Below are 20,940 nucleotides of genomic sequence, written 5' to 3' on the forward strand. Positions count from 1 at the left end.
TGCTCGCGCTCCTAAGCCGTGAAGCTGTAGTCGTCGAGATCGAAACGACGGCTGCGCCAATAGGCCTCGACGGTAGTAGTGGGCCGCAGCGGCACATCGCCGTTCTTGTCGAAGTAGTAGCTGTTGGCCGACCGGCAACTCTCCTGCCAGAACACCTGGCGGTGCCGACGGCGCATCATCTCGGCGAAGTACCGGTCGTTGGCCTGCTCGGTGACTTCGACGCGGGTCGCGTCATCGCGACCGGCCCGCTTCAGACACCGCACGATGTGGTGGGTCTGCGCTTCGATCAGCGCGAAATACGATGACCCGACATAGCCGTAGGGGCCGAACACGCTGAACAGATTCGGGAACCCGGGAATGCTGACCCCTTCGTAAGCCTGCAACCGGTGCTCGTCCCAAAACTGGCTCAGCGAGCGCCCGCCGCTGCCGCTGACCGCGAACGTCGGCACGCTGTCGGTGTCCATCACCTTGAAGCCGGTCGCCAGCACCAGCACGTCGATCTCGTGGCTGTCGCCACCCGTGGTGGCCACCGCCGACGGCGTGATCTTGTCGATCGGCTCGGTCACCAGCCGGACGTTGTCGCGGTTGAACGTGGACAGATAGCTGTTGTGGAAGCCGGGCCGCTTGCAGCCCACGGCATAACCGGGTGTGAGCTGTTCACGCACCTCCGGATCCTCGACCTGTTGGCGCAGGTAGGTGCGCCCGGCTCGTTCCATCCACCGGGCCATCGGGAACACCGTGAAGTACTGTGCCGGGATCGGGAAGGTCGCCTCGACATAGGCTTGGCTGGCCCAGCGCTGAACCGCTTTGCCGCCGGGGATCCGCATCGCCCAGCGCACCGGCTTGGGCAGCGGCACGTCGAACTTCGGAAAACACCAAATAGGTGTGCGCTGAAAAACGGTGAGCTGCTTGACGATTGGCGCGATCTCCGGAACCACCTGAACGGCTGAAGCGCCGGTGCCGATGATGCCGACCCGCTTACCGCTCAGGTCCTGCTGGTGATCCCAGCGCGCGGTATGCATCGTGATGCCGTCGAAGGAGTCGACGCCATCGATGTCAGGCAACTTCGGCACGGTGAGCACACCGCTGGCGTTGATCAGAAACCGCGCGGTGACCACCCCGCCGGGATCGGTGTGCACCTGCCACAGCGCCTGCTCGTCGTCGAACTCCGCGGACAAGACCTTGGTGTTGAACCGGATCTTGGGACGAATGCGGTATTTGTCGGCGCAGTGTTCGGCGTAGGCCTTCAGCTCGTTGCCCGGTGCATAGGTTCGCGACCAGTCGGGCCGCTGCTCGAACGAGAACTGGTAGGAAAACGACGGAATATCCACGGCGATACCGGGATACGTGTTCCAGTGCCAGGTGCCGCCGACACCGTCGCCGGCTTCGATCACCAGGTAGTCACCGAGTCCGGCCTCGTCGAGTTTGATGGCGGCGCCGATGCCGGAGAACCCGGCGCCGACGACAAGGGCGTGGTAGTCGGGCTGCGTACTCGTCATGCGCGCCGCCCCCACCGATGCGCGCCCCATGCCGTGATCATGCAGCAACTCTATGAGCTATGCCGCCGGCCCGTTACGGACCTGCGGGATCAACTCAGGCTTTGTCAAGTAACACGAAGTGGGCGCCCTCATCGTCCACTCGTGCGTCCAGCACCTTGTCGTCCAAAAACTCGGCGACTCGCGGTTCCAGGAAGACCCGGGCGCCCTCGCCCTCCACGACCTGGTCACCGTCACCTGGCCCCTCTGTCGCGCTGAGCTGCAAGGCGTTCTGTTCATCCGCGGTCGACGCAATCCGCAGCCCGGCCTCCACTGGGGCATTTGGTGCGGTGGTCACGGCTTTGACGACCTCGGCGGCCGCGGGCGTCAGCACCAGCATGAATCGGCTCCTGTTCGACGTTCGGTCAACGGAAGCGCCCACTGTAGTGGTGGATAGGGGCGCTCGCATCGGTCCAGGCCAGGAACGGTGACGCGCTACCCGTGCAGCGCCTTCTTCAGCGCGGCCACTCCACGGTTGGTCGCCTCAGCCGCGGCGGGGACCAACAGCGCGAAGCTGACGAAGCCGTGCACCAGCGTCGGCTCGTTGCTCAGCTCGGTCGGCACGCCGGCGGCGGTGAGCAATTCTGCGTAGCGGGCGCCGTCGTCGCGCAGCGGATCGTGTCCGGCGGTGCTGATATAGGCCGGCGCCAGACCGGAGAAATCGGCGGCATTGGCCGGCGCCAGCATGGCCGGCAACCCAGTCGGGTCGCTGATGTCGACGTCGGGCACATACCACTGCAGGAAGGCGTCCATGACGTCGCGGTCCAGGATCGGCGCATCGGCATTTTCGGTGAATGACGGCAGCGACAGGTCGCCAATGAGCGACGGATACCACAGCAGCTGAAATGCCAGCGCCGGCCCGCCGTGGTCGCGGGCCAGCTGCGCCATCACCGCCGACAGGTTGCCGCCGGCGGAATCGCCGGCCACGGCGATCCGCTTCGGGTCACCGCCCAGCTCGCCGGCATGCTCGCCGACCCACTGCAATGCGGCCCAGCAGTCGTCGACCCCGGCCGGGAACGGGTGCTCGGGCGCGAGCCGGTAGTCGACCGAGACCACGATGGCCTCAGCGCCCAGGGCATGCACGCGGGCAACCGGGTCGTGGGTGTTCAGGTCGCCGATCGACCATCCGCCGCCATGGTAGAAGACGACGACGGGCAGCTCGCTGTGCTCGGCGGCCGGCGGCCAGTAGATGCGCACCGGGACACCCGCCCCGATGGTGCGTTCCTCGATCCGCAACTGCGGCAACATCTCTGGCGGCGCGTGCAATTGGCGCAGCTTTGCCCGCGCGACCTCCACCCCGTCGGCGGCGGTGAACGTCAGCGATACCGCGTCCAACAACGTTTTTAGAGCAGGGTCGATCTCGGGCCGGGCGATCATCGGTGGAGCGCTTTCCGCAGCGTCGCCAATCCGCGGTCCGTGGCCTCGGTGGCAGCGGGCACCACACCGGCGTAGCCGACGTAGCCGTGCACCAGCGTCACGGCGTTATGCACCTCGACGGAGACACCGGCGGCGTGGAGCAGCTCGCCGTAGCGCAGCCCGTCGTCGCGCAGCGGATCATGTCCGGCGACCGCAATGTACGCCGGTGCCAAGTTCGCCAGGTTCTTCGCCCGTCCCGGTGCCATCCCCGTCGGCGGCTCGCGTAAGTCGACTTCGCCTGCGTACCAACGGGAAAACGTGGCGACGGCGTCGCGGCCCAGGACCGGCGCCGCGGCGTTTTCGGTGAACGACGGCAGCGACGAATCCCATAGCGTGGACGGGTACCACAACAACTGGAAGGCGATCGGCGGGCCGCCATCGTCGCGAGCGCGCTGTGCAACCACCGCGGCGATGGTGCCGCCGGCCGAGTCTCCGGCCACTGCCAACCGGGTGACGTCGGCTTCGATCTCGTCGCCGTGCTCGGCGACCCATTGCGTTGCGGCCCAGGCGTCGTCAATGGCCGCGGGATAGGGATGCTCGGGTGCCAGCCGGTAGTCCACCGATACCACCACCGCGTCGGCGCCGACGGCGTGCTGTCGGCAGGTGCCGTCGTGAGTGTCGAGGTCGCCGACGACGAAGCCGCCGCCGTGGAAGTACACCACCACCGGCAACACGGCATCTGTTGGGGGCCAATAGATTCTGATGTCGATGGGTCCATCCGGACCGTTGATCGTGCGGTTGTCGACTCGCAGGTCCGGGTGCACCGAACGCCGCGGCAGGTCCCGCAGCCGTTTCCGGGCCGCCTCGAGCCCGTCGTCGAGCGATAACCGGAACGGCACCTTATCCAGTACCTTCAGCAGAATGGGGTCGATAGCGGAACCGGTGTCGTCGGACATGCAGACACCGTACGCACCGCGCATGGTCAGCGGCGCCTGGGTGCTCGCCGGCTGGGCAGGGCTCGGTTACGGGTTATTTCTGACCGTGACGGCATTACGTTCGCTGCCGGGCGCCGAACTGACCGGGCGGTTCACCGGCCAGCCGATATTCAAAGCCTCGATGGCGCTGCTACTGGTCGGCGCGGCGGTTGCGCATCCGATTGTCCGCGAGCGGCGCTGGCTGATGCCGGCGCTGGCGTTCTCGGCGATCGGCGATGTGTTGTTGGCCATCCCGTGGTGGACGATGTCGTTCGTGTTGGGGCTGGCGTCGTTCCTGCTGGCGCACCTGTGTTTTCTGGGGGCGCTGGTCCCGCTGGCGTCCCGATCCTTGCCGCGTCTGCTGGCGGTCGTGGCGACGTGCGTAGCGTGTCTGGCGCTGCTGGTGTGGTTCTGGCCGGGGCTGACGCGCGAAAACCTCACGGTGCCGGTGATCGTCTACATCGTGGTGCTGGGCGCCATGGTCTGTGCTGCGCTGCTGGCGCGACTGCCCACGGCCTGGACCGCAGTGGGCGCGGTGTGCTTCGCGGCATCGGACGCGATGATCGGTATCGGCCGGTTCGTCCTGGGTAATGAAGCGTTGGCGGTGCCGGTCTGGTGGGCCTATGCGGCAGCGCAGATCCTGATTACGGCGGGATTCTTCTTCGGCCGGCCTCCCGCGAGCGCGCGAGAACCCGGGGATTAGCGCGGCGTGTCGGTCGGGGACACGCACGCTCGCGGGAAGCGGCAGCCCGCGGAGCATGAACCCATCGCCCGGGTGCTGCCGCTGCTCACGGTGCCGCATCTGGACCGCGAATTTGACTATCTGGTAGCAGCGGACCAGTCCGACAACGCGCACCCCGGGGTGCGGGTGCGGGTGCGATTCCACGGCCGACTGGTCGACGGATTCGTCCTGGAACGCCGCACCGACACCGATCACGTCGGCAAGCTGGCGTGGCTGGACCGTGTCGTCTCGCCCGAAGTGGTGCTCACCGGGGAGACCCGTCGACTCGTCGACGCAGTCGCGGCACGCTACGCCGGCACCCGCGCCGACGTGCTTCGGCTGGCAATACCGGCTCGACATGCCCGGGTAGAACGCGAAACCGCAACGCCACCAAGCCAACCCGTGGTCAAGCCGGTCGATCCGGCCGGTTGGCAGGTCTACGCTCGCGGCGGCCAGTTTTTGGCTGCGCTGGCCGAGTCGCGGGCCGCGCGCGCGGTCTGGCAGGCGTTGCCCGGTGAGCGCTGGACGGACCGGTTCGCCGAGGCGGCCGCGCAGACGGTGCAAGCCGGGCGGGGAGTGTTGGCGGTGGTGCCCGATCAGCGCGACGTGGACGAACTGTGGCAGGCGGCGATCGCGCTGCTCGACGCGGCCGGCATCGTGGCGTTGTCGGCCGGACTGGGACCCGCCGCGCGCTATCGGCGCTGGCTGGCGGCGCTGCGCGGCAGCGCGCGACTGGTCATCGGCACCCGCAGCGCGGTGTTCGCCCCGCTGACCGACCTGGGTCTGATCATGATCTGGGACGACGGCGACGACACGCTGGCCGAGCCGAGGTCCCCGTATCCGCACGCGCGCGAGGTGGCGATGCTGCGTGCCCATCAGACGCGCTGCGCGGCGCTGATCGGGGGCTACGCCCGTACCGCCGAAGCCCACGCGCTGGTGCGCAGCGGATGGGCCCACGACATCGTCGCGGCCCGCCCGGCAGTGCGGGTTCGCACCCCGCGGGTGGTCGCACTCGAGGACGGCGGATACGCCGACGAACGCGACTCGGCGGCCCGCAGCGCGCGGCTGCCCTCGGTTGCCTTGCGGGCCGCGCGATCTGCGTTGGACGCCGACGCGCCGGTGCTGGTCCAGGTACCCCGCCGAGGTTATGTGCCATCGCTGGCCTGCGGACGTTGCCGCGCGATCGCACGATGCCGACACTGCACGGGCCCACTGTCGCTGCCCGATACCGGTACGGCGGTTTGCCGCTGGTGCGGACGCGCCGATGCCGCACTGCGGTGCCCGCGCTGCGGCTCGACCGCGGTGCGTGCGGTGGTCGTCGGCGCTCGGCGCACCGCGGAGGAACTTGGCCGGGCATTTCCTCAGACAACGGTGATCACGTCCGGTGGTGAGGCGGTGGTGTCGGACGTCGCCGACCGCGCGGCCCTGGTGGTCGCCACCCCGGGGGCCGAACCGCGGGCAGCCGGCGGCTACGGTGCGGCGCTGTTACTGGACAGCTGGGCGCTGCTGGCGCGGCAGGATCTGCGCGCGGCCGAAGACACCCTGCGGCGCTGGCTGGCCGCCGCGGCGCTGGTGCGTGCCCGCGGCGACGGCGGGGTAGTGGCGGTTGTCGCCGAATCGGCGATCCCGACCGTGCAGTCGCTGATCCGGTGGGATCCGGTCGGGCACGCAGAAGCCGAGTCGGCCGCCCGCGCCGAGGTTGGCCTGCCGCCGAGTGTGCACATCGCCGCGCTCGACGGCAGCACCGCCGCGGTCGCTGCGCTGTTGGACCACACTCAACTGCCGGGCGGCGCCGAGCTGCTTGGCCCGGTGGATCTGCCGCCGGGCGCGCGCCGCCCGGCGGGCACCGCCGCGGACCTGCCGGTGGCCCGGATGCTGGTGCGGGTGCCCCGTGAGCAGGGTTTGGCGCTGGCAGCGGCGCTGCGCCGCGCCGTCGCGATGCTCAGCGCCCGACAAGACCACGAGCCGGTGCGCGTGCAGGTCGACCCGTTGCACATCGGTTAGGCGGATTCACCGGCTCAACTGGGTACTCGCTATGCGGGCACGTGCGAGTATCGCCACCAGATAAGGAGCCGGTATGTCACTGAATGTCACGCAGAAGTTGATCGACTCGCACCTCGAATCGGGTGAGATGTCCCCCGGCGAAGAGATCGCCATTCATATCGACCAGACGTTGACACAGGATGCCACCGGCACGCTGGTGATGCAGGAACTCGAGGCACTGGAACTTGACCGCGCACGTACCGAGGTCAGTGTCCAGTACGTCGACCACAACCTGCTGCAAACCGACGAGAAGAACGCCGAAGATCACGAATATCTGCGTACCGCCGCGCAGCGGTTCGGGCTGTGGTTCTCCAAGCCCGGTAACGGGGTCTCGCATCCAACACATATGCAGCGATTCGGGATTCCGGGCAAGACGATGGTGGGTTCGGATTCACACACGCCGGCCGCCGGTTCGCTGGGCATGCTGGCGATCGGGGTGGGCGGCCTGGAGGTCGCGCTGGCGATCACCGGGAGACCGCTGCACATCCGCATGCCGGAAGTGTGGGGCATCCGGCTGGAAGGCGAACTGCCGGAATGGTGTTCGGCCAAAGACGTCATCTTGGAGATGCTGCGCCGACATGACGTCAAGGGCGGGGTGAACCGGATCATCGAGTATTACGGGCCGGGGCTGGCCAGCCTGACGGCCATGGACCGTCACGTAATCGCCAACATGGGTGCCGAACTCGGCGCCACCACAACAGTTTTCCCGAGTGACGACGCCGTCCGCGAGTTCTTGCGCGCAGAGGAGCGCGAGGACGATTGGGTAGAGCTGCTCGCCGACGACGACGCCGGCTACGACGTCGAGGACAGCATCGATTTGTCCGAGATCGAACCGCTGATCGCCAAACCATCGTCACCGGGCAACGTGGTGCCGGTACGCGAGGTCGCCGGTGAGGAGATCGCCCAGGTGGTCATCGGCTCGAGCGCCAACCCCGGTCTGCGCGATTTCGCGATCGCGGCCGCGATGGTGGCCGGACGCCAAACGGCGCCGCAAGTCAGCTTCGACGTCAATCCGACATCGCGGCAGATCCTGGCCGATCTGACCAAAATGGGCGCGACGGCCGAGCTGGTGATCGGCGGGGCGCGTATCCATCAGAGCGGATGCATGGGCTGCATCGGCATGGGCCAAGCGCCGGCCGTCGGCCGTAACTCGCTGCGCACGATGCCACGCAATTTCCCCGGCCGGTCCGGGACGAAAGAGGATTCGGTCTGGTTGTGCTCGCCGGAGACTGCCGCCGCGTCCGCATTGACCGGCGTCATCACCGACCCGCGGGACTGGGCGCGCGACGTGAAAATGGACTACCCCAAGCTCGACCTGCCCGGGCAGAGCTCAGTCAACACCGCGATGTTGGTGGAGCCGTTGCCAGAGGACGAAGCCAAAAAGGTCGAACCGGTGAAAGGGCCCAATATTTCCAGCCTTCCGGAGCTTTCGTCGCTGCCCGACGAAATCGAGGCTCCGGTACTGCTCAAAGTCGAGGACAACATCTCCACCGACGAAATCTCGCCGGCTGGTGCGCGGGCGCTGCCGTTCCGCTCCAATATCCCCAAACTGGCGATGTTCAGTTTCACCCAGATCGATGAGTCCTATCCAGAGCGAGCCCAGGAGACCGAGGAGGACGGTCATATCGTTGTCGGCGGCGAGAATTACGGTCAGGGCTCCTCCCGGGAGCACGCCGCGATCGCCCCGCGCTACCTGGGTTTGCGGGCGGTCATCGCGAAGTCGTTCGCGCGCATCCATTGGCAGAACCTTGCCAACTACGGCGTTCTGGCACTCGAGTTCGACGACGCCGACGACTACGACACGATCGATCAGGACGACACCTTGCGCATCCGGGATGTCCGCGATGCCCTGGCCGACGGCGACACCATACAGGTTGACAACGTCACCAAGGACAAGTCTTTCACTGTGCGCCATCGACTTTCGCCGCGGCAGGTCAAGGATGTGTTGGCGGGTGGCCTGATTCCACGGTTGGCGGAAGAAGAACAATAGCTTCGACTGCTCCCGCGGGCTGTCTAGCCCATAAGATCGTCCCGTCGTCCGGAGAGAGCCGCTGCCGCCTGCGCGGTCATGCTGATAATCACGTCCGCGGCGGAGGTAACTGCGTTGACCAGTCCCACTGCCTGTCCGACAGTGACATTGGCGATGGTGTAGTCGCACGCGGTGACGGCGCGTCGGTATTCGGCGATGGTGTTGTCAAGCTGGTGCGCCAATTCGGATTCCTGGCCATTCCATCGATCCAACAGTTCGTTGCGCAGCACGCCCATGTTGTGGCCGGCTGGCCATCGGTACCGCCGAATCTGGTCATAGATGGTGGTGCGAGAGGCGTCATCACCGATGGCAGCCGTGACCAGGTCGCACGCTTCGGGTGTGGACAGTGCTTCCGTCGTAGCGTAGAAACGCGTGCCGACCAGTACCCCCGCCGCGCCCAGCATCAGTGCCGCTGCCAGGCCACGTCCATCGGCGATTCCGCCGGCGGCCAGTACCGGCGTGGCGGAGTTGCGCGTAGCGACGAGGTCGACGATCTCGGGCACCAGCGTCATCGTGGAGCGCGGCCCGTAGCCGTGCCCGCCTGCCTCGCTGCCTTGAGCCACCAGGACATCAGCACCGACCTGTAGCGCCCGCTCAGCGTGGACACGGTTCTGGATTTGGCAGATCAGTCGCGCTCCGGTGGATTTGATGGTCTCCGCGAAGCCGGCCGGATCGCCGAAAGACAGCATCACCGCGACCGGTTTGCGTTCGAGCGCGAGCTCGAGCAGGTGCGGTTGGCGCGCCAAAGACCACGTGATGAACCCGCACCCCACTGTGGTGTCGGCGGCAATGTCGAATTGGTGGGTCAGCCATTCGGCGTCACCGTAGCCACCGCCGATCAGCCCGAGACCACCGGCTGCGCTCACCGCGGCCGCCAACTCACCGCCGGCGACGGCGTCCATGGGCGCCGACACAATCGGATGGTCGATCCCGAATAGCCGAGTCAACGTTGTCGACAGTGCCACCAGCAACCTCCCTATGCAGCGTTCTCCTGGCTCGCGGTATCCATAAACTATTCCGGTGCGCCTCGTTTTCGCCGGGACCCCGGAACCTGCGTTGCCCGCACTGTGCCGGCTCATCGACTCCCCGCGCCACGAGGTTGTCGCGGTGCTCACCCGGCCCGATGCCGCGTCGGGCCGGCGTGGGCATCTGCAGCCGTCACCGGTGGCCCGGCTGGCGTTCGACCGCAACATTCCGGTGCTGCGGCCGACGCGGCCGAACAGCCCCGAGTTCGTCGCTGAGCTGGCCCAATTAGCGCCGGACTGCTGCCCGGTAGTGGCCTACGGCGCGCTGCTGCGCGACGAGTTGCTGACGGTGCCCCCATACGGCTGGGTCAATCTGCATTTTTCGCTGCTGCCTGCCTGGCGCGGCGCAGCGCCGGTGCAGGCCGCCGTGGCGGCGGGGGACCCGATCACCGGCGCGACCACCTTTCAAATCGAGCCGAGTCTGGATTCCGGACCGGTCTACGGCGTCGTCACCGAGACGATCCGGCCGGGCGACACCGCCGGAGATCTGCTTGACCGGCTGGCCGTTTCGGGAGCCGCTCTGCTGGAGACGACGCTGGACGGCATCGCCGACGGGGCGCTGACACCGGTGCCGCAGTCGGGCGACGGGGTCAGCGTCGCACCAAAGATCACCGTCGACGAAGCCCGGGTGCGCTGGGATCTGCCGGCCCAGGTCGTCGAACGTCGCATCCGCGCCGTCACGCCCCATCCCGGCGCTTGGACGTTGATTGGTGACGTGCGGGTCAAGCTCGGACCGGTCCGCGTCGACACCGAGACGCCAGATGCACTGCGGCCCGGCCAAATTCAGGTCGGTCGTCACGTGGTGCAGGTCGGCACCGGCTCGCAGCCGGTGCAGCTCGGTGAAATCCAGCCGCCGGGAAAGAAGTTCATGAAGGCCGTGGATTGGGCTCGCGGCGCCCGGCTGGACTCCGCGGCGCGCGCCTCATGACGCCGGGCACGCCGCGCCGCAGCCAACCAGCCCGACGGCCGCCCCGGCGCCGGTCGCTGGACCCCGCCCGCCGGGCCGCGTTCGACGTGCTGCGAGCCGTCAGTGAGCGCGACGCCTACCCCAACCTGGCGTTGCCCGCGCTGCTGCGTGAACGTCAGATCACCGGGCGTGACGCCGCTTTCGCCACCGAACTCACCTACGGCACCAGCCGCACCCGCGGTCTGCTCGACGCAGTCATCGGCGCGGCCGCCGGACGGTCACCCGACGCGATCGATCCGGTGCTCCTCGATCTGCTGCGGCTCGGCACATATCAGTTACTGCGCACCAGAGTCGAAGCGCACGCCGCGGTGTCCACCACCGTCGAGCAGGCGGCGATCGAATTCGATTCGGCGCGTGCAGGATTCGTCAACGGTGTACTGAGAACCGTCAGCGCCCGCGACGAGCGGTCCTGGGTAGACGAGCTGGCGCCCGACCGGGCGGCCGATCCCGTCGGGCATGCCGCCTTCGTCCATGCCCACCCACGCTGGATCGCCCAGGCTTTCGCCGACGCATTGGGCGCCGCTGCGGGCGAACTCGACGCCGTGTTGGCCAGCGACGACGAGCGCCCGCAGGTGCATCTGGCGGCGCGGCCCGGGACCTTGACCGCCACCGAGTTGGCCGATGCGGTGGGCGGCACCGTCGGCCGGTATTCGCCGTATGCGGTCTACCTGCCGGCCGGCGACCCGGGGGAGCTACCCGCGGTGCGCGACGGCCAAGCGCTGGTCCAAGACGAAGGCAGCCAGTTGGTGGCCCGCGCGTTGACGCTGGCACCGGTGGCCGACGACGCGGGCCATTGGTTGGACCTGTGCGCCGGGCCTGGCGGCAAGACCGCGCTGCTGGCCGCTCTGGGCGCCGGCCGCGAAGCGCGGGTTACTGCGGTTGAGCCGACACCGCACCGCGCGGACCTGGTAGCGGCCAATACCCGCGGTCTACCGGTCGACGTGCTGCGCGCCGACGGGCGCGAAACCGGCCTGGACCCGGGCTTTGATCGGGTGCTGGTCGACGTGCCGTGCACCGGGCTGGGCGCGCTGCGGCGTCGGCCCGAAGCCCGCTGGCGGCGTCAGCCCAGTGACATTCCGGCGCTGACGCGGCTGCAACGTGAATTGCTCACGGCGGCAATCGCACTGACCCGGCCCGGCGGGGTGGTGCTGTATGCCACCTGTTCTCCGCATCTGTCCGAAACCGTCGGTGTCGTCGCCGACGCGCTGCGCCGCCACCCGGTGCGCGCGCTGGACACTAGGCCGCTGTTCGAGCCGGTCGCCGATCTGGGGGAGGGCCCCTATGTTCAGCTGTGGCCGCACCGGCACGGCACCGACGCCATGTTCGCCGCCGCGCTCCAAGTACGCTAACCCCATGGCACGGCCCCTGATAGCACCGTCGATCCTGGCCGCCGACTTCGCCCGGCTGGCGGACGAGGCCGCTGTCGTCGACGGCGCCGACTGGCTGCATGTCGACGTGATGGACAACCACTTTGTGCCGAACCTGACCATCGGTCTGCCGGTGGTGGAAAGCCTTCTGCAGGCCAGCGATATCCCGATGGATTGCCATCTGATGATCGAGAACCCGGACCGGTGGGCGCCGCCCTACGCCGAAGCCGGCGCCTACAACGTCACCTTCCACGCGGAGGCCACCGACAACCCCGTCGGCGTGGCCCGCGACATCCGGGCCGCCGGCGCCAAGGCTGGGCTGAGCATCAAACCCGGCACGCCGCTGGAGCCCTATCTGGACATCCTCAAAGATTTCGACACGTTTCTGGTGATGTCGGTTGAGCCCGGCTTCGGTGGCCAGGAGTTCATCCCCGAGGTTTTGAGCAAGGTGCGCACGGTGCGCAAAATGGTCGACTCCGGCGAACTGACCATCGTGGTGGAGATCGACGGTGGCATCAACGCCGACACCATCGAGCAGGCCGCCGAGGCCGGTGTCGACTGCTTTGTCGCCGGATCGGCCGTCTATAGCGCCGACGACCCGGGCGAGGCGGTCGAGGCGCTGCGACGACGGGCCGGCGCCGCGTCCCCGCATCTGCGCCGATGAATACTGCGGCGGCCATCGACCACGACGCCGCCATGCGCCTGGCGGTCGAGCATGCGGACCTGGTCAAGGGCGCAACCTATCCGAATCCGCCGGTCGGCGCGGTCATCCTGGACCGGCAGGGCCGGGTGGTCGGGGTGGGCGGCACCGGACCGACCGGCAGCGCGCATGCCGAGGTAGTCGCGCTGCGGCGGGCCGGCAGTCTGGCTGCGGGCGGTACCGCGGTGGTCACGCTGGAGCCGTGCAACCACCACGGGAAAACGCCGCCCTGCGTCGACGCACTGCTCGATGCCGGTATCGCGTCGGTGGTGTATGCGGTTGCGGACCCGAATCCGATCGCGGCCGGCGGTGCGGCCCGGTTGGCAGCCGCCGGCGTGCACGTCGTCACCGATGTGCAGGCCAATCTGGTGATCGCCGGCCCGCTGCGGGAGTGGCTGCACAAGCAACGAACCGGGCTGCCTCATGTGACATGGAAATACGCCACCAGCATCGACGGGCGCAGCGCGGCCGCCGACGGCTCCAGCCGGTGGATCACCAGCGAGGCGGCCCGGGCCGACGTGCATCGCCGCCGGGCAGCCGCCGACGCGATCGTGGTAGGCACCGGCACGGTGCTCGCCGACGACCCGGCATTGACCGCGCGGCTCGCCGACGGCAGCCTGGCCGATCGCCAACCGCTGCGCGTCGTGGTGGGAAAGCGCGAAATCCCTTCCGAAGCACAGGTTCTCAATGACGACTCGCGGACCATGGTGATCCGCACCCGCGACCCGGCCGAGGTGCTCAAAGCACTGTCGGATCGCACCGACGTGCTGTTGGAGGGCGGGCCGACGCTGGCCGGCGCCTTTCTGCGGGCCGGGGCGATCGACCGCATCCTGGCCTACGTGGCGCCGATCCTGCTCGGCGGGCCGATCACCGCGGTCGACGACGTCGGGGTGCCCAGCATCGCGCGGGCGCTGCGCTGGCGCTTCGACGGCACCGAGCGGGTCGGGCCCGATCTGGTGCTAAGCCTGGTGCCGCGCTAAACCTTCGGTGCGACCGCTTCGCGTTCGGGCTGCTCCGGCTCCTCGGCGTGCACCCGCCGGCTGGACAGCAGCAACCCCAGTAGCGCGCCTGCCAAGCAGACCACGGCGGTGACGGTGAAGATCCCGCCGTACATCTCGGCGAACGATTCCCGGTAGAGCTGGCCCTGCAGGGCCAGCCGAACCGCCAGGCTGGCGTTGTCCGGAACTGCAGCCGACTTCGCTGCGATGATCTGGTTGAACCGGTAGAACCCCCAGGCGCTGAGCGCAGCCACCCCGATCAGCATGCCGGTCATTCGGGCCACCACCACCAGTGCCGAGGCGATGCCGTGCTGCGCCGATGGCACCACCCGCAGGCTGCCCGACGTCAGCGGTCCGATCACCAGGCCCAGCCCCAGCCCGGCGATCACCAGATCGGTGTCCAGTGCGGGCAGGCTGAACAAGCCCAGGATGTCGTGGCGCTGCGACAACAAATCGATCGTCCACTTCGAGGTCAGCCAGTAGCCGCCGGCCGCAATGAGCAGCCCGATGAATGTCATCAACCGGTCGCCGATCCGGGTGGCGATCCACCCGCCCGTCAGCGCGCCGATCGGCAGGGCGGCCAGGAACCACAGCAGCATGAGCGCCGCCTCGTCCTGGTCCTTGCCGAGCACACCCTGGGCGAACAGCTCCACGTCGACCAGCGTCACCATCAGCGCTGCGCCCGCGGCCACCGATGCGCCCAGCGCGGCCAGGAAAGGCCGGAAGCGCACACCCGCGGGGTCGATCAATCTGGTCCGGGAAAAGCGTTCCCACACTGCGAACGCCACGGCCGCGCCGATCGCGGCGATGACCAACGGCGGCCCGTAGCTCGGCAGCACCTCGTGCCCGTTGGGGTTCGGGTTATAGAGCCCGACGACCGCCAAACCCAAAGCGATCGCCAGCAACACCCCACCGACCAGGTCGATCTTCTCCGGCTCAGTGCTGCGGTCCTTCGACGGCAAGCTGAAGTGGATCATCAGCATCGCGAGGGCGGCCAGCGGCACGTTGATCCAGAACACGTCCTGCCAGCGGGTGGTCAGCCAGACGATGAAGATTCCGTACAGCGGACCCAGCACGCTGCCGAGCTCCTGCGCGGCGCCGATCCCGCCGAGCACACCGGCACGGTTGCGCTGCGACCACAAGTCGGCGCCCAGGGCGAGCGTCACCGGCAGCAGCGCGCCGGCGGCCAGACCCTGGATGATCCGACCGACCACCAACATGTGCAGGTCGCCGGACAGCGCGGTGACCACCGAGCCGACGGCGAACACAGCCAAGCTGACCTGCAGCATGAGTTTGCGCCCGAACCGGTCGGAGGCCCGGCCCAGCAGCGGCATCGCCGCGATGTACCCCAGCAGATAGCAGGTGATGATCGGGGTGATCCGCTGCAGCTGGTTAACCGGGATGGCGATCGTCATGATGATGTCGCGCATGATCGTGACCACGACATAGGTGTCGAGGGCACCGAGCAGCACCGCGAGGCTGCCGGCGCTGATCGCGACTCTGCGTCCAGCCTGCATTGGCTCAGCTCACCTGAGGCTTGGTGACCTGGACTGGCGCATTCCAGTTGGACAAGGTCATCTGAATCGAGTTGCCCGCACTCGGATCCAATTTGGCCTGCACCAGCTGGTGGTCGCCGTTCTCCTGGATCCAAACAGTAGCCGGCAGGGGTTGGGTCTCATTCACCGTCGGCACAAGCCGATGCAACGCCTCGCCTGAGACTTTTCCGGTGATGCGAACCGTGTCCTGCCCGTTGATGTTCTCGCGGCCTTCGGCTTTGGCGTCGGTGAAATTGGCCAGCACGTTGGCTAGGCCGTTCTCGGGATTCAGGATCGTGGAAACGTCGTAGATATCGGCGGCCGGCCCGAAGTCGCTCCATTTATTGGGTGTCATTGCCGCATACAGCGTGCCGTCGTAGACGACGAAATCGGCGTCGATGTCAGACCCCGAGAACGTGATCGTGGTCTTCCCCTTCGCAGCGGTGGGGTCGGTGGTCAGGTCGCCGCTCAGCGTCTTTATCGGCAACCCTTTGATTTTCCCGGTCGTCGACAGCACCAGGTGCACGCTTTTGACGTTCTTGGTTGTCTGGCTGGACTGCTTGACCAGGTTCGCCGCATCCGGTAGCGGGGCGGTGTTCTTTTTGGAGGACGACGAGCAGCCGGCAACCAGAGCGGCGGCCAGGCTGACGGCGGCAAGGACAACGAATAGTCGACGACGCGTCTGCATAGGTTGCATCGTAGAGGGTGGGACCGGCAGGGCCGTCGCGCGAGGGCGAGCGAGTCACTACCCTGAGGCGGTGTTCACCGGGATCGTCGAGGAATTGGGCGAAGTGGTCGGCAAGGACGACCTGGGTGATTCGGCGCGCTTCACCATCCACGGCCCAGTGGTCGTCGCCGATGCCGGCCGCGGCGACTCGATCGCCGTCAACGGGGTCTGCCTGACAGTGGTCGAGGTGCTGCCCGACGGCCGATTCACCGCCGATGTGATGGGTGAGACGCTGGACCGCTCCAGCCTGGGCGCGCTTGTCGCCGGCAGCCCGGTCAACCTGGAACGCGCCGCGGCGCTGGCCAGCAGACTGGGCGGGCATATCGTGCAGGGCCACGTCGACGGCACCGGCCAGATCCTGGCGCGCAACCCGGCCGAACGCTGGGAAGTCGTGCGGATCGAGCTACCCGCGGCGCTGGCCCGCTACGTCGTGGAAAAGGGCTCTATCACCGTCGACGGCATCTCGCTGACCGTCTCCGGGCTCGGCGAGGACTGGTTTGAGGTGTCGCTCATCCCGACCACGTTGGAACTGACCACGTTGGGCCGTGCTGCGGTGCGGACCTCGGTCAATCTCGAGGTCGATGTGATCGCGAAGTATGTCGAGCGGCTACTCTCCCATCCCGCTGAGTAAGCCACCGCAATACCAGCGCAATCCTCGTGGTTCATACTGAATACAACGATTCGGACTGCGTTCCTTGACGGGAACAGACCAGGGTGGCACAGATGACGAAGTTGGACTCCGTCGAACGGGCGGTTGCCGACATCGCGGCCGGCAAGGCCGTTGTCGTCATCGACGACGAGGATCGGGAAAACGAAGGCGATCTGATCTTCGCCGCCGAAAAGGCCACCCCCGAACTCGTGGCGTTCATGGTGCGCTACACCTCCGGATATTTGTGCGTACCGCTGGACGGCGCGATCTGCGACCGGCTGGGGCTGTTGCCGATGTATGCGGTGAACCAGGACAAGCACGGCACCGCCTACACCGTCACTGTCGATGCGAAAAATGGTGTGGGTACCGGTATCTCGGCTTCCGATCGGGCGACCACGATGCGGCTCCTTGCTCAGCCGGCAAGTATCGCCGACGAATTCACCCGGCCCGGGCATGTGGTTCCGTTGCGCGCCAAAGACGGTGGAGTGTTGCGCCGTCCCGGTCACACCGAAGCCGCTGTGGACTTGGCGCGGTTGGCCGGATTGCAGCCGGCCGGTGCGATCTGCGAGATCGTCAGCCAAAAAGACGAGGGCGCGATGGCGCAGACCGATGAGCTGCGGGTCTTCGCCGACGAGCACGGTCTGGCGCTGATCGCGATCGCCGACTTGATCGAGTATCGGCGTAAGCACGAAAAGCACATCGAGCGGGTCGCAGAGGCCCGCATCCCCACCCGGCACGGCGAGTTCCGGGCGGTCGGCTACACCAGCATCTACGAAGACGTGGAACATGTGGCGCTGGTTCGCGGCGAGGTCGCGGGTCCCAACTACGACGGGCACGACGTGCTGGTGCGGGTGCACTCGGAATGTCTGACCGGCGACGTGTTCGGCTCGCGGCGCTGCGACTGCGGCCCGCAGCTCGACGCCGCGATGGCGATGGTCGCGCGCGAGGGCCGCGGCGTGGTGCTCTACATGCGTGGTCATGAGGGCCGCGGCATCGGCCTGATGCACAAACTGCAGGCCTATCAGCTGCAAGACGCCGGCGACGACACCGTTGACGCCAACCTCAAACTCGGATTACCGGCAGACGCACGCGATTACGGCATCGGAGCGCAGATCCTGGTCGATCTCGGAGTCCGTTCGATGCGGCTGCTGACCAACAACCCCGCCAAACGGGTTGGCCTCGACGGCTACGGGCTGCACATCATCGAGCGGGTGCCGCTGCCGGTGCGGGCCAACGCCGAGAACATTCGGTATCTGATGACCAAACGTGATCGGATGGGCCACGACCTGGTCGGCCTGGAGGATTACCACGAATCCATCCACCTGCCAGGCGAATTCGGGGGAGCTCTGTGACGGGTGGCGCCGGTGTGCCGGAAATGCCGGCGCTCGACGCGTCCAGCGTACGGTTGGCGATCGTAGCCAGCACCTGGCACACCACGATCTGTGACGCGCTGCTGGCCGGCGCCTGCAAAGTCGCCGGCGATTGGGGTGTCAGCGACCCCACGGTCGTCCGGGTCCTCGGCGCAATCGAGATCCCGGTGGTGGCTCAGGCGTTGGCGCGCGAGCATGACGCCGTCGTCGCGCTGGGTGTAGTGATTCGCGGTGCCACACCGCATTTCGACTATGTCTGTGACGCGGTGACGCAGGGCCTGACCCGGGTCTCGCTGGACGCTTCCACGCCGGTCGCCAATGGCGTGCTGACCACCAACACTGAAGAGCAGGCCCTGGACCGGGCGGGATTGCCGACGTCGGCCGAGGACAAAGGGGCTCAGGCGACGGCGGCCGCGCTGAGCACCGCATTGACCCTGCGCGACCTGCGCGCAAAGTCGTGACCGCGGAGCCCGGCCGGTCCGATTGGGATGTCGTGGTACGTCCGCATCTGACGCCGTATTTCGCCTATGCCGCGGCCTTCGTGATCGCCGCGGCGCACATCGCCGTCGGCTTTTTACTGAAAATCAAGTCCAGCGGGGTGATCTTCCAGACCGCCGACCAGGTGGCGTTCGTGGTGCTGGGCCTGATCCTCGCCGGCCTGGCGCTGCTGTTCACCCGCCCACGGCTGCGGGTGGGCAAGCCCGGACTGTCGGTACGCAACCTGTTCGGCGATCGGCTGGTTCCCTGGCCTGATGTGGTGGGCGTGTCGTTTCCCACCGGTGCCCGCTGGGCGCGGGTCGACCTGCCCGACGACGAATACATCCCGCTGATGGCGATCCAGGCCGTCGATAAGGACCGCGCGGTGGACGCCATGGACGCCGTGCGGGCGCTCGTGGTGCGCTACCAATCGCCGCGAGCGTGAAACTAGTTTCACGTTCGACGCCGAGTGTGAACCCAACTTCACGTTCGACTCCCCGGAGCGCCGACTAGCCTAGAAACGTGCCAGATCCCGCGACGTATCGCCCCGCGCCCGGGTCCATCCCGGTCGAGCCGGGCGTCTACCGGTTCCGGGACCAGTACGGCCGAGTGATCTACGTCGGCAAAGCCAAGAGCCTGCGCAGCCGTCTGACGTCGTATTTCGCCGATGTCGCCGGCCTGCACCCGCGGACCCGGCAGATGGTGACCACCGCGGCCAAGGTCGAGTGGACGGTGGTCAACACCGAGGTCGAGGCGCTGCAGCTGGAATACAACTGGATCAAGGAGTTCGACCCGCGATTCAACGTCCGCTACCGCGACGACAAGTCCTACCCGGTGCTGGCGGTCACTCTCAACGAGGAATTCCCGCGGCTGATGGTCTACCGCGGACCGCGGCGCAAGGGCGTGCGCTATTTCGGGCCGTACTCGCATGCCTGGGCCATCCGGGAAACCCTGGACCTGCTGACCCGGGTGTTCCCCGCACGCACCTGCTCGGCCGGAGTGTTCAAGCGCCACAAGCAAATCGACCGGCCATGTCTGCTCGGCTACATCGACAAGTGTTCGGCGCCGTGCGTCGGCCGGGTCAGCGCCGAGCAGCATCGCCAGATCGTGCTGGATTTTTGCGACTTCCTGTCCGGCAAGACCGACCGGTACGCGCGGACCCTGGAACAGCAGATGAACTCGGCCGCCGAGCAACTCGACTTCGAGCGGGCCGCGCGGCTGCGTGATGATCTCTCCGCGTTGAAGCGGGCGCTGGAAAAGCAGGCCGTGGTGCTCGGTGACGGTACGGACGCCGACGTGGTGGCGTTCGCCGACGACGATCTGGAAGCCGCGGTGCAGGTGTTTCACGTCCGTGGCGGGCGGGTTCGCGGCCAGCGCGGCTGGATCGTCGAAAAGCCGGGCGAACCCGGTGATTCGGGGGAAGCGCGACTTGTCGAGCAGTTCCTGACCCAGTTCTACGCCGACCAGGCCGAGCTCGATGGCGCCGCCGACGAATCCACCAACCCGGTGCCTCGCGAGGTCTTGGTGCCCTGTCTGCCGCCCAACGCGGACGAGCTGGCCAGCTGGCTGTCGAATCTGCGCGGTTCGCGGGTGAAACTTCGGGTGCCGCGCCGCGGAGACAAGCGGGCGCTGGCCGAAACCGTGCAGCGAAACGCCAAAGACGCTTTGCAGCAACACAAACTGAGACGGGCCGGCGACTTCACCGCCAGATCTGCTGCGCTGCAGAATATTCAGGAAGCTCTTGGCTTGGCGGACGCGCCGCTGCGGATCGAATGCGTCGACATCAGCCACGTGCAGGGCACCGATGTGGTGGGTTCGCTGGTGGTCTTCGAGGACGGGCTTCCGCGCAAGTCGGATTACCGTCACTTCGCCATCCGGGAGGCCGCCGGCCGCGGCCGCTCCGACGACGTCGCCTCGATCGCCGAAGTGACCAGGCGCCGCTTCGCCCGCCACCTGCAGGACGCGAACACCCTTGCACCGGAGGGGAAGTCGCGCAAGTTTGCCTATCCGCCGAACCTCTACGTCGTGGACGGCGGCGCGCCGCAGGTCAACGCGGCCAGCGCAGTGCTCGATGACCTCAGCATCACCGATGTCGCGGTGATCGGGTTGGCCAAGCGGCTGGAAGAGGTGTGGGTGCCCTCGGAGCCGGACCCGATCATCATGCCTCGCAACAGCGAGGGGTTGTATTTGCTGCAGCGGGTCCGCGACGAGGCGCATCGGTTCGCGATTACCTATCACCGCAGCAAACGGTCCAAACGGATGACCGCATCGGCGCTGGACGCGGTGCCCGGGCTCGGCGAGCATCGCCGCAAGGCACTGGTCACCCATTTCGGATCGGTGGCCCGACTCAAGGAGGCCACCGTCGAGGAGATCACCGCGGTCCCGGGCATCGGTGTGGCGACCGCGACCGCGGTACTCGAGGCGTTGCGCGGCGGCGACCAGATTGCTGAACGGGCGTCGGGATGAC

19 protein-coding genes are annotated in these 20,940 nt (G+C 67.5%); 12 read left to right on the top strand and 7 right to left on the bottom strand.

The window, feature by feature from the left end; all coding sequences use genetic code 11:
- Window positions 1-11 precede the first annotated feature (11 nt).
- The 4 genes from AC5Y42_RS09155 to lipI all read right to left on the bottom strand — a co-directional run bounded on the left by AC5Y42_RS09155 (window position 12) and on the right by lipI (window position 3,847).
- Window positions 12-1,499: a flavin-containing monooxygenase gene (locus AC5Y42_RS09155; RefSeq protein WP_499897485.1), complete on the bottom strand. Its 1,488-nt coding sequence runs from the start codon at window positions 1,497-1,499 to the stop codon at window positions 12-14.
- Between the two features lie 94 nt (window positions 1,500-1,593).
- Window positions 1,594-1,875, bottom strand: coding sequence for a hypothetical protein (locus tag AC5Y42_RS09160; RefSeq protein ID WP_499897487.1), 282 nt, complete (start codon window positions 1,873-1,875; stop codon window positions 1,594-1,596).
- A gap of 95 nt (window positions 1,876-1,970) precedes the next feature.
- Window positions 1,971-2,912 (bottom strand): alpha/beta hydrolase, encoded by a 942-nt coding sequence (locus AC5Y42_RS09165; RefSeq protein WP_499897489.1) that lies wholly within the window; start codon window positions 2,910-2,912, stop codon window positions 1,971-1,973.
- Entirely contained in the window at window positions 2,909-3,847 is a 939-nt protein-coding gene (lipI, locus tag AC5Y42_RS09170) for an esterase LipI (RefSeq protein ID WP_499897491.1), read from the bottom strand. The genes AC5Y42_RS09165 and lipI overlap by 4 nt, the downstream gene beginning before the upstream one ends.
- On the opposite strand from lipI, the gene AC5Y42_RS09175 reads away from it, so the two are divergent.
- The 3 genes from AC5Y42_RS09175 (at window position 3,846) to AC5Y42_RS09185 (ending at window position 8,619) form a co-directional block, all read left to right on the top strand.
- Complete coding sequence (locus AC5Y42_RS09175; protein ID WP_499897599.1) at window positions 3,846-4,568, top strand: lysoplasmalogenase; 723 nt, start codon at window positions 3,846-3,848, stop codon at window positions 4,566-4,568. The genes lipI and AC5Y42_RS09175 overlap by 2 nt on opposite strands.
- Window positions 4,569-4,574: 6 nt before the next feature.
- Window positions 4,575-6,590: a primosomal protein N' gene (locus AC5Y42_RS09180; RefSeq protein ID WP_499897493.1), complete on the top strand. Its 2,016-nt coding sequence runs from the start codon at window positions 4,575-4,577 to the stop codon at window positions 6,588-6,590.
- Between the two features lie 73 nt (window positions 6,591-6,663).
- Window positions 6,664-8,619 carry an aconitate hydratase gene (locus AC5Y42_RS09185; protein ID WP_499897495.1) on the top strand — a complete coding sequence of 652 codons (1,956 nt, stop codon included), beginning with the start codon at window positions 6,664-6,666 and terminating at the stop codon, window positions 8,617-8,619.
- A 23-nt stretch (window positions 8,620-8,642) separates the two neighbouring features.
- Here AC5Y42_RS09185 and AC5Y42_RS09190 read toward each other — a convergent pair whose 3' ends face one another.
- On the bottom strand, window positions 8,643-9,623 hold the full coding sequence (locus tag AC5Y42_RS09190; RefSeq protein WP_499897496.1) for an NAD(P)H-dependent flavin oxidoreductase: 981 nt from the start codon (window positions 9,621-9,623) through the stop codon (window positions 8,643-8,645).
- A 55-nt stretch (window positions 9,624-9,678) separates the two neighbouring features.
- On the opposite strand from AC5Y42_RS09190, the gene fmt reads away from it, so the two are divergent.
- The 4 genes from fmt to ribD are packed head-to-tail and all read left to right on the top strand — an operon-like array spanning window position 9,679 to window position 13,697.
- Window positions 9,679-10,611 carry a methionyl-tRNA formyltransferase gene (fmt, locus tag AC5Y42_RS09195; RefSeq protein ID WP_499897498.1) on the top strand — a complete coding sequence of 311 codons (933 nt, stop codon included), beginning with the start codon at window positions 9,679-9,681 and terminating at the stop codon, window positions 10,609-10,611.
- A complete protein-coding gene (locus AC5Y42_RS09200; RefSeq protein WP_499897499.1) occupies window positions 10,608-11,999 on the top strand; it encodes an RsmB/NOP family class I SAM-dependent RNA methyltransferase in 1,392 nt (463 codons plus the stop codon). Before fmt ends, AC5Y42_RS09200 begins: the two co-directional genes overlap by 4 nt.
- A gap of 4 nt (window positions 12,000-12,003) precedes the next feature.
- The gene (gene rpe, locus AC5Y42_RS09205; RefSeq protein ID WP_499897501.1) at window positions 12,004-12,681 is read left to right on the top strand and encodes a ribulose-phosphate 3-epimerase; all 678 of its coding nucleotides are present in this window, start codon (window positions 12,004-12,006) and stop codon (window positions 12,679-12,681) included.
- The gene (gene ribD, locus AC5Y42_RS09210) at window positions 12,678-13,697 is read left to right on the top strand and encodes a bifunctional diaminohydroxyphosphoribosylaminopyrimidine deaminase/5-amino-6-(5-phosphoribosylamino)uracil reductase RibD (RefSeq protein ID WP_499897502.1); all 1,020 of its coding nucleotides are present in this window, start codon (window positions 12,678-12,680) and stop codon (window positions 13,695-13,697) included. The genes rpe and ribD overlap by 4 nt, the downstream gene beginning before the upstream one ends.
- On the opposite strand, the gene AC5Y42_RS09215 is transcribed toward ribD, so the two are convergent.
- Window positions 13,694-15,232, bottom strand: coding sequence for an MFS transporter (locus tag AC5Y42_RS09215; RefSeq protein WP_499897504.1), 1,539 nt, complete (start codon window positions 15,230-15,232; stop codon window positions 13,694-13,696). The genes ribD and AC5Y42_RS09215 overlap by 4 nt on opposite strands.
- Window positions 15,233-15,236: 4 nt before the next feature.
- Window positions 15,237-15,938: an LppX_LprAFG lipoprotein gene (locus AC5Y42_RS09220; protein ID WP_499897505.1), complete on the bottom strand. Its 702-nt coding sequence runs from the start codon at window positions 15,936-15,938 to the stop codon at window positions 15,237-15,239.
- Window positions 15,939-16,008: 70 nt separating this feature from the next.
- On the opposite strand from AC5Y42_RS09220, the gene AC5Y42_RS09225 reads away from it, so the two are divergent.
- The 5 genes from AC5Y42_RS09225 to uvrC all read left to right on the top strand — a co-directional run bounded on the left by AC5Y42_RS09225 (window position 16,009) and on the right by uvrC (window position 20,939).
- Window positions 16,009-16,608 (top strand): riboflavin synthase, encoded by a 600-nt coding sequence (locus AC5Y42_RS09225; protein WP_499897507.1) that lies wholly within the window; start codon window positions 16,009-16,011, stop codon window positions 16,606-16,608.
- Between the two features lie 92 nt (window positions 16,609-16,700).
- Complete coding sequence (locus AC5Y42_RS09230; RefSeq protein WP_499897508.1) at window positions 16,701-17,978, top strand: bifunctional 3,4-dihydroxy-2-butanone-4-phosphate synthase/GTP cyclohydrolase II; 1,278 nt, start codon at window positions 16,701-16,703, stop codon at window positions 17,976-17,978.
- Window positions 17,975-18,457, top strand: a complete 483-nt coding sequence (gene ribH / locus AC5Y42_RS09235) for a 6,7-dimethyl-8-ribityllumazine synthase (RefSeq protein WP_499897509.1) — start codon at window positions 17,975-17,977, stop codon at window positions 18,455-18,457. Before AC5Y42_RS09230 ends, ribH begins: the two co-directional genes overlap by 4 nt.
- Window positions 18,454-18,918: a PH domain-containing protein gene (locus AC5Y42_RS09240; protein ID WP_499897510.1), complete on the top strand. Its 465-nt coding sequence runs from the start codon at window positions 18,454-18,456 to the stop codon at window positions 18,916-18,918. The genes ribH and AC5Y42_RS09240 overlap by 4 nt, the downstream gene beginning before the upstream one ends.
- A 77-nt stretch (window positions 18,919-18,995) precedes the next feature.
- Window positions 18,996-20,939, top strand: a complete 1,944-nt coding sequence (gene uvrC / locus AC5Y42_RS09245) for an excinuclease ABC subunit UvrC (protein ID WP_499897512.1) — start codon at window positions 18,996-18,998, stop codon at window positions 20,937-20,939.
- The last annotated feature ends 1 nt before the right edge of the window (window position 20,940 follow it).

The sequence above is a fragment of the Mycobacterium sp. NGS48 genome (assembly GCF_059812585.1).